Below are 13,553 nucleotides of genomic sequence, written 5' to 3'. Positions count from 1 at the left end.
TGACGAATCAGCGGGCTCCCGGCGTCCGGGACGGTCAGGCGGGCTGCCACATGACGGGAAGCTCCTTCAGCCCGTAAACGATGCTGCTTTCCATGCGTTCCAGTTCCGCTCCGGGAGCCAGGGCCAAGCCCGGCAAACGGGTCAGCAGCGCTTCCAGGGCGATCCTGGCCTCGAGCCGTGCCAGTGGGGCACCCAGGCAAAAATGAATGCCATGGCCGAACGCCAGATGCCGGTTGGGGCTGCGGTCGATGTCGAACTCAGCCGCCGCCTGGAACTGTTGCCCGTCGCGGTTGGCCGAGCCGATCCACGCCACTATCGGAGCGCCGGCGGGAACCCGTTGGCCGCTGAGGACAGTTTCCGCGACGGCCACCCGGTACATGGACTGGACGGGTGAACGAAAGCGGAGGACTTCTTCGAGCGCCTGGGGGAGCAGGCCCGGCTCCTCGAGGAGGCGGCCAAGGGTGCCGGGAGACTCGGCCAGGCACAAAACGGCGTTGCCGATCAGATTGGTGGTGGTCTCATTGCCGGCTACCAGCAGCAGGGCACAAAAACCGAGCAGCTCGGGCACTGTCAGTTTTTTGCCGTCGATCTCCGCGGCCAGCAGGCTGCTGATGAGGTCCGAGCCGGGTCGGCTCCTGCGCTGGTCGATCAGGGCGAGGAAGTACTCCACCATCTCCGACGTGGTGGTGTCCTGGGGTTCGCCCGCGGGAGCAGACCGCGTTTGGCTGACGATGACATCAGACCAGTGCTTGAAGCGCTCCCGGTCCTCCGCGGGGATGCCCAACAGCTCCGAAATGACGATGACCGGCAAGGGGTAGGCCAGGTCCCTGATCAGGTCCGCGCTTCCGCCGGCTGCGATCCCGTCAAGGAGCTCGTTGGTGAGCCCGGCGATGCGGGGAGCCAACGCGTCAACGGCCTTGGGGGTGAACGCCTGGGTGACCAGGGAACGCAACTGGCGGTGCCTCGGGGGATCGGTGGTGATCAGGCTCGCCGCGAACAATTGCCCGGTACCGGACGGATTGTCCCCGCCCATCCGCGATGAAAACGTGGCGTGTTCCGACAACACCCGCTGGACGTCATCGTACCGGAACACGTGCCAGCTGCCCGACTGGCCATCCTGGAAGACGGGGGCCGTTGCCCGCATGCGTTCATACTGCGGAAAGGGATCAAGCCGGTATTGTGCGGACTGGGTGACGTCCATGGTGGCCTCCCTGCTCACCTGGCGCCCGGCCGTCCACGGTGGGCGCCAGGCCGTCAAATGACTGACCGTAGAACCTTGATCCTAGCCAAAGCATGTCCCTGCGTCACCACGCCGGAACGGTAACCGCGGTACGTCATGCAGTGGGCGGGGCTGGCGGGTGGTGTACCAAGAGGACGCACGGGCCTGGACGGAGGCGCCCGCAACCCTTGGCGCCCTGTGGCGACAGCGGTACCGCTGGTGCTACGGCACCCTCCAGGCCATGTGGAAGCACCGGGGTGCCGTGGTGCAGGGAGGTGCTGCGGGCACGCTTGGCCGGCGTGGACTGGGGTACCTGCTGGTACTGCAGGTGCTGCTTCCCCTGTTCGCGCCCATCGTCGATGTCTTCGCCCTTTACGGCCTGATCTTCCTGGACCCGCTGCGGATCGGGGCGCTGTGGCTGGTCTTCCTGGCGGTCCAATTGCTCATGGCTGCCTACGCGTTCCGGCTCGACGGGGAACGGCTGGGACCGCTCTGGACACTCCCGCTGCAGCAGTTCGTCTACCGGCAGCTCATGTACCTGGTGGTCATCCAGGCCGTTGTCACGGCAGTTGCCGGCGTCCACCTGCGCTGGCACCGGATGGAGAGATACGGCAGCCTGCGCGTCCCGCAGACCCAAAGCCAGGGCTAGGGTAAGTTCAGGCCCATGGAATGTGTCGTGATCTACAGCTTGCGCGAGGGTGTGGACAGATCCACAGTCATGGACGTCTATCCCCGCCACAGGGCGTACTACGAGGCTTTCCGGGCCGCCGGGGGAGGACTGCTCGCCCTGGGCCCCTTCCAGTCTCCGGAGCCCGGCCTGAGCTCGATGGGGATCTTCACGTCGTACGGGGAAGCCGAACGTTTCATTGGCGGTGACCCCTTTGTGACCGAAGGCCTTGCGGACCCTAAGCTGCTCGAATGGAACGCCGTGCACCTGGCGTAGGCGGTTAAGGCAACAACCTGGACGGCGAAGGGGCTTTCTCATGGGTGACGGATTGACGGCCGGCGTGCTGGAGCGCCTGTACACCGGGACGGTGTGGGCGGAGGGGCCATTGTGGGTGCCGTCGTCGCAGACGGTGCGGTGGAGCGATATCCCCAACGACCGCATTCTCGAGTTCCACCCGGACACCGGGGTGACCCAGGAATACGCGACCGGCGTGGAGTTCACCAACGGCCGTACCCTCGACGCCGACGGCAGCGTTGTGCAGTGCAGCCACGGCCGGCGCCGGGTGGAGCGCGACCGGGAGGGGACCGTCACCGGCCTGGTTGACTCTTTCCAGGGCCGCCGGCTGAATTCACCCAACGACGTGGTGATTGCCCGCGACGCCGGCATCTGGTTCACGGACCCGCCCTACGGGATCCTTCCGGGAACAAAAGAAGGGCATGAGGCAGAGCAGGAATACGGGGGCTGCCATGTGTTCCGCTTCGACCCGGCCTCCGGAACGTTGACCCCCGTGGTGACCGACCTCGTGCATCCCAACGGATTGGCCTTCTCGCCGGACGAATCTGTCCTCTACGTCGCGGACACGGCCGGCAGCGCCCACGGGGTCCCGCTGCGGATCGCCGCCTACGCCGTGCGTGACGGCCACTGCAGCGCCAGGACCGGCACGCTCGAGTTGGAGGACGGCCACGCGGCCGACGGGCTGCGGGTGGACGTCGAGGGCCGGATCTGGACCTCGGCCGGCCCCTCCGTGCGGATCTACTCACCGTCCTTCAAACTCCTGGGCACCATCACCGTGCCGGAGACCGTCTCCAACCTGTGCTTTGGCGGACCCGACGGGCAGGACCTCTACCTGACCGCGACCACCAGCCTGTACCGGATCCGCACCACCACCACGGACGCGGCCGCACGCAACCATCCCACCAACCGCAACTGAACGCGAGGACACACCATGCAGCACCGGACCCTGGGCCACAGCGGCGCCGTCGTCACCAGCTTCGCGCTGGGCACCATGACCTTCGGCGCCGAAGCGACCGAGGAAACCTCCCACGCCATCCTGGACAGCTACTTCGAAGCGGGCGGCAACTTCATCGACACCGCCGACGTCTACAGCTCGGGAGTGTCCGAAGAGATTATTGGACGCTGGCTGGCCGGGCGGCCGGGCCTGAGGGACCAGGCGGTGATTGCCACCAAGGGCCGTTTTCCCATGGGGACGGCACCGAACGACGTCGGAACATCCCGCCGGCACTTGACCCGCGCCCTTGATGATTCCCTCCGCCGCCTGGGAGTGGAACAGATCGACCTTTACCAGATGCACGCGTGGGACCCCATCACCCCCTTGGAGGAAACCCTTCGGTTCCTTGACGACGCCGTGGGCCGCGGAAAGATCGCCTATTACGGGTTCTCGAATTTCCTGGGCTGGCAGCTCACCAAGGCTGTCCATGTTGCACGCAGCCAGGGCTGGAACCCGCCCGTCAGCCTGCAGCCCCAATACAGCCTCCTGGTCAGGGACATCGAACACGAGATCGTGCCGGCCGCGCTTGACGCAGGAATCGGCCTGTTGCCGTGGTCGCCCCTGGGCGGTGGCTGGTTGTCCGGCAAGTACCACCGCGACCAGCGTCCCTCCGGGGCAACCCGCCTGGGGGAGAACCCCGAACGCGGCATGGAAGCCTGGAAGGCACGCAATGACAACCCGCGCACGTGGACAGTCATCGACGCCGTCGAAGACATCGCGGCCCACCACAATGTGAGCCCGGCCCAGGTGGCACTGGCCTGGCTGGCGCACCGGCCAGCCGTGACGTCCGTGATCCTGGGTGCCCGGTCCACGGAGCAGCTCGCCGACAACCTGGCGGCCGCCCACCTGGAGCTCAGCGCTGAGGAGGTCACCCGTCTTACCCAGGCCAGCAGGCCCGAGGCGGGGGTCTATCCCTACGGGCCCATGGCCCAGGAACAGCGCAGCCGCAAGATGGAGGGCGGACGGTAGCGCCACGCCGGCGGATAAGCCGGGGCGGCCCTTACAGGGTGTGTTTGAGCACGTCCGGTAACTCCTCCACGTATACGGTTTGCGGCGGGTCGAAGTAGATCACCAACACTTCAGCGCCCACCGGGAAGTCGCTGGTCTTGTCGAACGGATGGGCGTGGAATGCCATGGTGCCGCCAAGGTAGGGCAGCATGACTTCGCCGATGGTGCCCGGGCCGATGCGGCCGGTGACCCGCCCGATCTTGCCGGTCAGGCTCCGATCGACCTCCTTGCGCACGGTACCCCTACGCCCCGGAGCCGGTGGGTGGCTGCTTGGCGTCCTTGCCGTTCTTCAGCGCGGACCGGAGGGCCGGCAGGTAGTCACCCGCCTGGGCCAGGATTCCGCCGAGCATCTTGTTGACGCCCTCACCGCCGTTCAGGACGGTCATTTGTCCCACGTGCGAGAAGGGCTCAGCGGCGGCGGCAATGATGGCGGGCATGTTTTCGGCGAGCTGCTGGGAGATGACCGCGTCCTGGTTGGTGGCCAGTGCCTCGGCACGCGCCTTGATGCCGTCCGCCTCGGCCAGGGCCTTGGCTTTGATCGCGGAGGCGGCAGCGTCCCCCTTCGCCTTGGTGGCAGCCGCTTCGGCTTCGCCCGTAACTTTGGTGGCTCCGGCCGCTGCCGCCGCTGCCGTGGCGTTGGCCTGGGCCGTCACTTCGGTCCGGCGGGCGTTGGCCTGGGCCTCAAGCTCGGTGCGGCGGGCCAGTGCCTCGGCGGCACTGATGTCCGCAGCTTTCTGGCCTTCTGCATCCGTGCGCTTGGCGTAGGCCTTCGCGTCGGCAGGTTTCCGGATACTCGTCTGCAGCTTCTGCTCTTCCCGGTCCGCCTCAAGCTTGGCAACCTCGGTTTCCTGGACCACCACCTGCTGCCGCGCCGTGGCCTCAGCCAGCGGCCCGGCCTGGGCGGCATTGGCCCGGGCGCGTTCGGCATTGGCCTGAGCCACCGACTGGCGGATCGCGGACACGCTCTGCGCATCCGCGATCAGGGCTGCCGCTTCCGCTTCCTTTTCCGCCGCCTCCCGGTTTCGGGTGGCCTCGGCGATCCGGGCCTCCATCTTCACCTGGGCGATATGCGGCTTCGCGATGTTCTGGATGTAGCCGGTGGGATCCTGCAGGTCCTTGATCTGCAGCGAGTCCACCACCAGGCCCAGCTTCTCCATCTCTACACCGCTGGCGCTGCGGACCTGCGAGGCAAGTTTGTCCCGCTCGCGGATGATTTCCTCCATCGTCATGCTGCCAATGATGGAGCGCAGGTGGCCCTCAAAGACGTTGTAAACCTGGCTTTCCATCTTTGGCTGCTGGCCCAGGAAACGGCGGGCGGCATTGGCAATAAAGGGCGGTGCGTCGCCAATCTTGTAAATGACGACGCCCTCCACTATCACCTGGATGCCCTGTGAGGTAACGCAGGAGACTTTGAGTTCGGTTTCATTCAATGTCAGTGACAGGGGCCGCACCGTCTGGAGGCCGGGAAGGACCAAGGCGCCCTTTCCGGTGACAATTTTGAAATCCATTCCTTCCCGGGTTTCAAGGGTTCCGCGGGTTAAGCCGGAAATGATCAGGGCCTCGTTGGGTTCAGCCACTTTCCACATCAGCTTCGTGGCAACCCAGATAAAGCCGACGGCAAAAAGCACCCCCAAAATAATGGCGATAAGCGGGAAGAACGGTGCGAAGTCCGGCATAACCAGATCCTTTCAATGCCGCGAACGGCATCACGGTAAAGCCCCAAATAAATGCAGCCGTCCATTTATCCGAAGAATGAAAGTGCCGTCAATTCCGGTTCACTTGGCAAGCTGTTGTAGACAGTCTGGTTGGGCCCCGCCCAAGAGTCCATAGCCGCACCGATATTTGCCTGCAGCAACCATAAAAGACGGACGACGGCGGGCCTCGCAGTACGCGGGAAGGGCCCGGCAGCGGGGGAAACCGTTGACACGGGCAACCAAGTGCTCGCACGATGGAAATGGAACCGCAATGCGGGTCCAGCGCCAGGCATTGACATTTTCTTCCCTTGTTATTGCCATAAGGCCGGGCGTTCTACTGCATCTGACCAACGGAGTGATGATGAGTATTCAAGGAGTGACCCGGGAACAGGCCGTACGGCGCGCTACGGTGGCGAGCGTGGTGGGTACCACCATCGAGTGGTACGACTTCTTCCTGTACGGGACTGCCGCCGCCCTGGTGTTTCCCCAGTTGTTCTTCCCGGGCCAGGTTGCCTTCGCCGGCGTGCTGGCGGCTTTCGGTACCCAGTTTGTCGGCTTTGTTGCCAGGCCTATCGGCGCGGCGATCTTCGGCCACTTCGGTGACCGGATCGGACGCAAGACAACACTCATGGCCACGCTCTTCCTGATGGCCTTTGGGACGGTCCTGATCGGCTGCCTGCCCACCTACCAAAGCATCGGCGTGGCCGCGCCGGTCCTGCTGGTCCTGCTCCGGATAATCCAGGGAATCGGCGTCGGCGGCGAGTGGGGCGGTTCCGTCCTGCTGAGCATGGAATGGGGCGACCAGAACCGCCGCGGCCTGTCCGCTTCCTGGCCGCAGATCGGGGTGCCGCTCGGGCTGGTCCTGTCCACCGGCGTCGTCAGGATCACAACTGCCGTAACGGGTACTGAAGGGTTTGCTGCCTACGGCTGGCGGATCCCGTTCATCCTGAGCATCATCCTGATTGGCGTGGGCCTGTTCGTCCGGCTGCGCGTCATCGAAAGCCCGGAGTTCGACGAAGTCCGCAAGTCCAACAAGGTGGTGCGTGCCCCGATCGTCGAGGTGATCCGCCGGCAGCCCAAGGAGATCCTCCTTTCGGCCCTGGTGCGCACCTCGGAGCAGGCGCCGTTCTACTTGTTCATCACCTTCGTGATCACCTACGCCACCAAGCAGCTGAAGCTGGACAGCAACTCGATCCTGGATGACACCTTGATCGCGGCGGCGATCGGGCTCGTCAGTGTCCCCCTGTTCGGACGCCTCTCCGACCGCTTCGGGCGACGGCGGGTGTACGGAACCGGGATCGTGCTTACAGCGCTGTTCGCATTCCCCTACTTTGGGCTGCTGAACACCCGCGATTCCCTCTGGGTTGGCGTTGCCGTGGTGGTCAGCCTGATCCTGCACGACATCCAGTACGGCCCCCAGGCCGCCCTGATCGCCGAGAGCTTTGACACCGACATCCGGTACACGGGCGCCGGCCTGGGCTACCAGTTGGCCAGCGTCATCGCCGGCGGCCCCGCGCCCCTCATCGCTGCCGCCCTGCTGGCAAGCTACGGCAACTCGACGTCGATTTCGCTGTACATCATCCTCTGCTGCGTCATTGCCATGGCAGCCCTGATCCTCCTTCCCAGGGCCAAGGGGGCGCTGGCCAAGGATGCCGCTGCCGCCGCGATGCCAAGAAACCTGTAGGGCCGGATGCGGACGGACTTCCAACCTGGACACCTGGGGCCGCGGGCCTTCTACAAATTACTGACGTCGGTGGTGGTTCCGCGGCCCATCGCCTGGGTGTCCAGCACCTCCCCGGCAGGGGTGGACAATCTTGCGCCGCACTCGTTTTTCACTGTCGCCTCGGTGGACCCGCCGATCATCCAGTTCACCTCCGTCGGCGAGAAGGATTCGCTGCGGAACATCGAAGCGACTGGGGAGTTCGTGGTCAACCTCGCTCCTGCAGCGCTGATCCAGGAGGTCAATGCCACCGGCACCAATTTCAGTGCCGACGTCAGCGAATTCGATGCCGCCGGCCTGGCCCGTGAGCCCAGTGCCATGGTCCGGCCGCCCCGGGTCAAGGACTCTCCGGCCGTGCTGGAATGCTCGCTTCACCAGACCCTGCGCATGGGTGACTGCGTCCTGGTGTTCGGCCTGGTGGTGCACGCAGCTGTCTCCTCCCAGGTGCTCAGCGGTGACCACCCGGACGTGGCCGGGCTTGATCCGCTGTCACGGCTGGGCGGGGACGAGTGGGGCATGCTTGGCCCCGTCCGCCACTTGCCGCGGATCCGCGCGTCCCAGTGGCCTGGTTCTTTCACCCCGCGGGAGGCAGGCTCCTGATGGCCACGGTCAGTGTTGACGGGGCGGAGTCCATTGCCACGATTTCCTTCGGCAGCGGCGGGAGGCTCAATGCCCTGGGGGAGCGGGACTGGGAGGATTTGCGGTGCGCAGTGCACGGCCTGGCCTCCGACCCGACCCTGCGCGCGGTCGTGGTGCGCGGCCGCGGTGGAGTGTTTTGCGCCGGCTCCGACATACGCGAATGGGACGGGACGTCGGGCGCGGACGTTGGCCGGACCTTTGACGTGCTGGAAGCCGCCCTGCAGGCGCTTGAGGACCTGCCCGTCCCAACCCTGGCGGTGGTCGAAGGGGTTGCGGCCGGCGGTGGCTGCCAGCTTGCCCTTGCCTGCGATCTGCAACTCCTGACCCCCACGGCACGAATGGGGATGCCTGTGGCACGCCTGGGCTTGCTGGTTCCACCCACCTTCGCCGCCCGCTTGGCACTCCGGGTAGGTCCGTCCCGGGCCAAGGACCTTCTCTACACGGGCCGTATGCTCACTGCCCGGGAGGCGTGGGACATCGGGCTGGTCACCACCCTTGCCCCCGACGACGACGCGGACGCGGCCCTGGCGGCCGTCCTCGACCCCTGGAAGGGTGTCTCGTCGGCTTCCTTGAAGGCATCGAAAGCGGCGGTGGACGAGGGCCTGCGCCTCCTGACGGAGGCCGGCCGCCGCGCGCCAAAGGGCCCCGCGGTGGATCCCGTGGAGTTCCCGGACCGGGTCACGGGCTTTCTCCACCGCCGGGCCGGGGCGGGTCCGCCGGCTCCACCACCGTGATGTCCAAAGGCATCCGGTTGACGCTGCGCAGGCGTCCGGCCAGCACGCTGCGGAGTCCGTGAGCCACCATCCGCCGCTTGGTCAGGAACCTGAATTCCGGATGGTCCGAGGTGACAAGTTCCACGATGGGCAGTGCTGCCTCGCCCGCGTTTTGTCCCCACAGCCCCACCACCACCTGCAGGCCGCTGAGGCGCTGTTGGTAGCCCGCCTGGGACCGCACCCGCGCCAGGAGTGCAGTTTCCACGAGTCCGGGGTTCATACCGTGAACCCGGACGCCGGTGCCCTTGGTTTCCAGGCGGAGTGTCTCGGTGAACTGGCGGACCCACCGCTTGCTTGAGGCGTAGGCGTTCTGCAGCGCCACCGGACCCCGGTCGCCCTGGCCATAGAGGTTGACCAGGTCGCCGTGCCCCTGGCCCAGGAATACCGGCAAAGCAACCCTGGAGCCGTGGAACGTACCCAGGATGTTGGTGCGCACCACGCGCGTGAAGTCGTCAACGGGCGTTGAAGCCGTGGGGCCGAAAATCCCCGACGTGCCGGCGTTGTTGACCCAGATGTCCAGTGTTCCCCGGGAAAGGGCCTCGTCGCGAAGCGCCTCAACGTCCGCCGGTTCGGCGGTGTCGCAGCGGCGTCCGGATGCCGCGATCCCCTCATCGAGCAGGAGGCGGACGGCGGCAGCGACGTCGTCGCCGGACCTGGCTGCCAGCACCACCGTTGCGCCGTGGAGGCCCAGCGTGCGGGCCATGGCAAACCCCAGCCCGCGTGATGAGCCAGTCACCACCGCTACCCGGCCGCGAAGGATGTCCTGGGAGAGCGCGCCCCGTTGGATCCGCATCCCTTTGTCTTACGCCGCTGCAGCTGCGACGGCAAGAGTGCCGGCTTACTGGTCCATCCCGGGGGAAGCCGCCCGGAGCGCTGCCGCGAGATAGGGGGCAGTGCGGCTGCTGCGGGAACGCGCGACGGCGGCCGGGTCGCCGGCGGCGACGATCCTGCCGCCGGCGTCGCCACCCGCGGGCCCCAGGTCCATCACCCAGTCGGCGGCCGCCACCACATCCATGGCGTGTTCCACGACGATCACCGTATTTCCTGCGTCCACCAGGCGGTTCAGCTGCGCCATGAGGAGCTGGACGTCGGCCGGGTGCAGGCCGGTGGTGGGCTCATCCAGCAGGTACAGGGTGTGCCCGCGGCGCGCGCGCTGCAGTTCCGTGGCCAACTTGATCCGCTGCGCCTCGCCACCGGAAAGTTCTGTGGCGGGCTGGCCAAGACGAAGGTAGCCCAGGCCCACCTCCTGGAGCGTCTGGATGGACCGGGCGGCGGCGGGCACCCCGGCCAGGAAACCAGAGGCGGCGTTGACCGTCATGCCCAGCACCTCGGCGACGTTTTTGCCCTGGTAGGTGACCTCCAGGGTTTCGGGGTTGTACCGGGTTCCGTCGCATTCAGGACACGGACCGTAACTGCCGGGAAGGAACAGGAGCTCCACGGCCACGAAACCTTCGCCCTGGCATGTCTCGCACCGGCCGCCTGCCACGTTGAAGGAAAAGCGGCCGGCCCCGAATCCCCGGCTCCGGGCAGCCTCAGTGGCGGCGAATTCCTTGCGGACCGCATCGAACAAGCCCGTGTAGGTTGCCAAATTGGAGCGCGGGGTCCGGCCGATCGGCCTCTGGTCCACTTTTACCAGGCGGTCGATCCGCTCGAGGCCGGACACGTGCCCCACGGCAACGGGTCCGCCCTGTTCCCCGGCGTCCTCGTCCGGCTCCTCGGCGGATGTTCCGGCTCCGGCCTGCAGCACGGCACCGGCCACATCGGCCAGGACCCGGCTTACCAGGGTGGACTTTCCGGAACCGGAGACCCCCGTGACCGCTGTCAGCACGCCGAGCGGAAAAGCCGCATCCAGGTTCCGCAGGTTGTGCCGGCTGACGTCCCGCAGCTCCAGCCACCCGGCTGCTTCGCGCCGGGCACCCTGCCGGGCGCCGTCGTCGTCCCCTCCCGCCTGCGGCACGCCGGGGAACAGGTACGGCCTGGTCACGGACTCCGGCACCTCATCGAGGCCCTGCACGGGGCCGCTGTAGAGCACATTTCCGCCGTCCTCGCCGGCCCGGGGCCCCACATCGACCAGCCAGTCCGCCCGGCGGACCATCTCCATGTTGTGTTCCACCACGAAGACGGAGTTTCCTGACGACTTGAGCTGGTCCAGCACGGCCAGGAGAGGTTCGGCGTCGGCGGGGTGCAGGCCCGCCGATGGTTCGTCCAGCACATAGATGACACCGAACAGCCCCGAGCGGAGCTGCGTGGCGATGCGCAGCCGCTGCATTTCCCCGGGCGAAAGCGTCGGCGTGGCCCGTCCCAGCGCCAGGTAACCCAGGCCCAGTTCCAGCAGCACGGTGATGCGCTGGAGCAAGTCGCGGGTGATGGCCACGGCCACTTCGTTGGACTCCGAAGACTGCTTACGGGATGCTGTCGCCGCCGCGGCCAGCAGGGTGGTGGGGCGGATGATCGCGGCGAGCTCGGTCATGGGAACCGCGTTCAGCGCGGCGATCGTGTGGCCGGCAAACGTCACCGCGAGGGCTTCGGGCCTGAGTCCTGTTCCGCCGCACCGCGGGCACGGTCCGGTCTCCATGAAGCGCAGGACCTTTTCCCGCATGGCGGGACTCTTGGAGTCGAGCAGCGTGTGCATGACGTAGCTTTTGGCACTCCAGAACCGGCCCTTGTAGGGCTTGGCCACCCGGTCCCGCTGGGGCGTCACCTCCACCACTGGCTGCTCTTCGGTGAACAGGATCCAGTCCCGCTGCTTCCGCGGCAACTGCCGCCACGGGACGTTCACGTCGTAACCCAGGTGCGTCAGGATGTCGCGCAGGTTCTTGCCCTGCCAGGCACCGGGCCACGCGGCGATTGCCCCGTCGCGGATGCTCAGCGTGGGGTCCGGGACCAGGGACGCCTCCGTCACGGTGTGGGCCGTACCCAGCCCGTGGCATTCCGGGCAGGCGCCGGCCGCAGTGTTGGGGGAGAAGGCGTCCGAATCCAGCGTCGCCGCGCCCTCCGGGTAGCTGCCGGCGCGGGAAAACAGCATCCGGAGCGAATTGGACAATGTGGTGACCGTTCCCACGGTGGACCGGGACGTTGCGGTTCCGCGGCGCTGCTGGAGGGCGACGGCGGGCGGCAGCCCGGTGATGTGGTCCACCTTGGGGTTGTGGCCCTGCTGGATGAGCCGGCGGGCGTAGGGCGCCACCGATTCGAAGAACCGGCGCTGCGCCTCCGCGTAGATGGTGCCGAAGGCCAGGGACGACTTGCCGGAACCCGAGACCCCTGTGAACGCCACGATCGCATCCCGCGGCACATCCACGCTGATGTTCCGCAGGTTGTTTTCACGGGCACCGCGCACGCGGACGAATCCGTCTTCGGCGTGGTCCGCCGCGGGAGCGGAGGTGTTCAGCGCGGTCAATGTCCCGGTGTTCTGTTTGGCATTCACCGCTTCGACTCTAGTAGCCGTCCGTGCGTGGCCCGAACTTTCCGGGATCTGTCAGGACGGCGCAGACGGATTTACACTGAAGCATTCCGCGGCGCAGGCAGGGGAAGCGGACAGAAAACAGAAGATCAACTACATAGGTGGAAGGGCCGGCCATGGGCAACGCGGCGCAGGGAGCTAACAGGGCAGTATCCGAGGCCGCGTCTGCGGGCCGCAGCCCGGCAGTGCGCATTCTGGCACGCGCCGGATTCGTATTTATCGGCCTGGTCCACATCCTGATCGGGGCCATCGCATTGCAGCTGACCAGGGGCCAGGGCGGAGAAGCGGACCAGTCCGGGGCGATCGGCGCCCTGGCCTCCAAGCCCGGCGGCGGGATCCTGCTGTGGGCCGGTGCCGTGGCGTGTGCCGCCCTGGCCCTGTGGATGGTCAGCGAGGCGGTCTTCGGGGCACGCACGGAGAGCGACTCCAAGAAGAAGCTGAAGGCCGCAGCCAGCGCAGCGGGGAAGGCAGTGGTCTTCGGGTTCCTTGCTTTCACCTTCGCAGTCTTCGCCTCCGGTGGCAGCAAGAATTCCAGCCAGTCGGCCAGCGATTTCACCGCAAAGTTGATGGGAGCGCCGGCCGGAGTGGTCCTCCTGGTGGTGGTCGGGCTGGCCATCATCGGCGCGGGCGTTTTCTATGTGTACCGGGGTGTCACCCGGAAGTTCATGAAGGACCTGCAGGACCCGGGCAACGCGCGGACTGCCGTGGAGTGGATCGGCACCATCGGCTACGCCGCCAAGGGCGTGGTGCTCGCCGTCGTCGGAGTCCTGATCATTGTGGCCGCCGCAACGGCGGACCCCTCCAAGTCCTCCGGCCTCGACGGCGGGCTGAAGACCCTCGGGTCGCAGCCGTACGGCGTGTTCCTGCTTGCTGCCATCGCCGCAGGGCTGATCTGCTACGGCGTGTACTCCATGGCGCGTGCACGGTACGGGAAGTTCTAGGTGTAATTCCCAGGGACGTTGTGAACAGCGTGGCGTGATGTAAGAGGCGAGGGCCTCCGGTATCGATTTGGGTTACCACACTCATCTCGACGCCAGGAGGCCCTCGTGTCCTACGTTACCCACGCCAACGCCGACCTCACACCT

The 13,553-nt window shown here is 66.6% G+C and carries 12 protein-coding genes and 1 pseudogene; 8 read left to right on the top strand and 5 right to left on the bottom strand.

What is annotated here, in order from left to right:
* Positions 1 to 34: 34 nt before the first annotated feature.
* Positions 35 to 1,201 carry a cytochrome P450 gene (locus AC1DIP_RS17010; protein ID WP_477734441.1) on the bottom strand — a complete coding sequence of 389 codons (1,167 nt, stop codon included), beginning with the start codon at positions 1,199 to 1,201 and terminating at the stop codon, positions 35 to 37.
* A gap of 148 nt (positions 1,202 to 1,349) precedes the next feature.
* Here AC1DIP_RS17010 and AC1DIP_RS17005 point away from each other — a divergent pair.
* The 4 genes and pseudogenes from AC1DIP_RS17005 to AC1DIP_RS16990 all read left to right on the top strand — a co-directional run.
* Positions 1,350 to 1,868, top strand: a pseudogene (locus tag AC1DIP_RS17005) (glycosyltransferase family 2 protein); the annotation flags it as partial.
* Between the two features lie 27 nt (positions 1,869 to 1,895).
* Positions 1,896 to 2,162: a YciI family protein gene (locus tag AC1DIP_RS17000; RefSeq protein WP_476210893.1), complete on the top strand. Its 267-nt coding sequence runs from the start codon at positions 1,896 to 1,898 to the stop codon at positions 2,160 to 2,162.
* A 40-nt stretch (positions 2,163 to 2,202) separates the two neighbouring features.
* Positions 2,203 to 3,096: an SMP-30/gluconolactonase/LRE family protein gene (locus AC1DIP_RS16995; protein ID WP_477734440.1), complete on the top strand. Its 894-nt coding sequence runs from the start codon at positions 2,203 to 2,205 to the stop codon at positions 3,094 to 3,096.
* A gap of 15 nt (positions 3,097 to 3,111) precedes the next feature.
* Positions 3,112 to 4,143: an aldo/keto reductase gene (locus AC1DIP_RS16990; protein WP_476210897.1), complete on the top strand. Its 1,032-nt coding sequence runs from the start codon at positions 3,112 to 3,114 to the stop codon at positions 4,141 to 4,143.
* Between the two features lie 31 nt (positions 4,144 to 4,174).
* Here the strand turns inward: AC1DIP_RS16990 and AC1DIP_RS16985 are convergent, their stop codons facing one another.
* Positions 4,175 to 4,417: a hypothetical protein gene (locus tag AC1DIP_RS16985; RefSeq protein ID WP_477734439.1), complete on the bottom strand. Its 243-nt coding sequence runs from the start codon at positions 4,415 to 4,417 to the stop codon at positions 4,175 to 4,177.
* A 7-nt stretch (positions 4,418 to 4,424) separates the two neighbouring features.
* On the bottom strand, positions 4,425 to 5,858 hold the full coding sequence (locus tag AC1DIP_RS16980) for a flotillin family protein (RefSeq protein ID WP_477734438.1): 1,434 nt from the start codon (positions 5,856 to 5,858) through the stop codon (positions 4,425 to 4,427).
* Between the two features lie 379 nt (positions 5,859 to 6,237).
* Here AC1DIP_RS16980 and AC1DIP_RS16975 point away from each other — a divergent pair, with 379 nt between their 5' ends.
* From AC1DIP_RS16975 to AC1DIP_RS16965, 3 genes are read left to right on the top strand one after another with little or no spacing between them, the layout of a single operon-like run.
* On the top strand, positions 6,238 to 7,560 hold the full coding sequence (locus tag AC1DIP_RS16975; protein ID WP_476210902.1) for an MFS transporter: 1,323 nt from the start codon (positions 6,238 to 6,240) through the stop codon (positions 7,558 to 7,560).
* A gap of 6 nt (positions 7,561 to 7,566) precedes the next feature.
* Entirely contained in the window at positions 7,567 to 8,196 is a 630-nt protein-coding gene (locus AC1DIP_RS16970; protein WP_476210904.1) for a flavin reductase, read from the top strand.
* Positions 8,196 to 8,969, top strand: coding sequence for an enoyl-CoA hydratase-related protein (locus AC1DIP_RS16965; RefSeq protein ID WP_476210906.1), 774 nt, complete (start codon positions 8,196 to 8,198; stop codon positions 8,967 to 8,969). The genes AC1DIP_RS16970 and AC1DIP_RS16965 overlap by 1 nt, the downstream gene beginning before the upstream one ends.
* Here AC1DIP_RS16965 and AC1DIP_RS16960 read toward each other — a convergent pair.
* Together AC1DIP_RS16960 and AC1DIP_RS16955 are read right to left on the bottom strand one after the other, a co-directional pair.
* A complete protein-coding gene (locus tag AC1DIP_RS16960; RefSeq protein ID WP_476210908.1) occupies positions 8,914 to 9,801 on the bottom strand; it encodes an SDR family NAD(P)-dependent oxidoreductase in 888 nt (295 codons plus the stop codon). The two genes, AC1DIP_RS16965 and AC1DIP_RS16960, sit on opposite strands and share 56 nt — an antisense overlap.
* Before the next feature lie 45 nt (positions 9,802 to 9,846).
* A complete protein-coding gene (locus tag AC1DIP_RS16955) occupies positions 9,847 to 12,405 on the bottom strand; it encodes an excinuclease ABC subunit UvrA (RefSeq protein WP_477734485.1) in 2,559 nt (852 codons plus the stop codon).
* 179 nt (positions 12,406 to 12,584) lie between these two features.
* Here AC1DIP_RS16955 and AC1DIP_RS16950 point away from each other — a divergent pair, with 179 nt between their 5' ends.
* A complete protein-coding gene (locus AC1DIP_RS16950) occupies positions 12,585 to 13,409 on the top strand; it encodes a DUF1206 domain-containing protein (RefSeq protein ID WP_477734437.1) in 825 nt (274 codons plus the stop codon).
* Positions 13,410 to 13,553 lie beyond the last annotated feature (144 nt).

The organism is Pseudarthrobacter sp. 05T312 (assembly GCF_056396685.1).
This window is presented reverse-complemented; position numbering and strand designations above follow the sequence as displayed.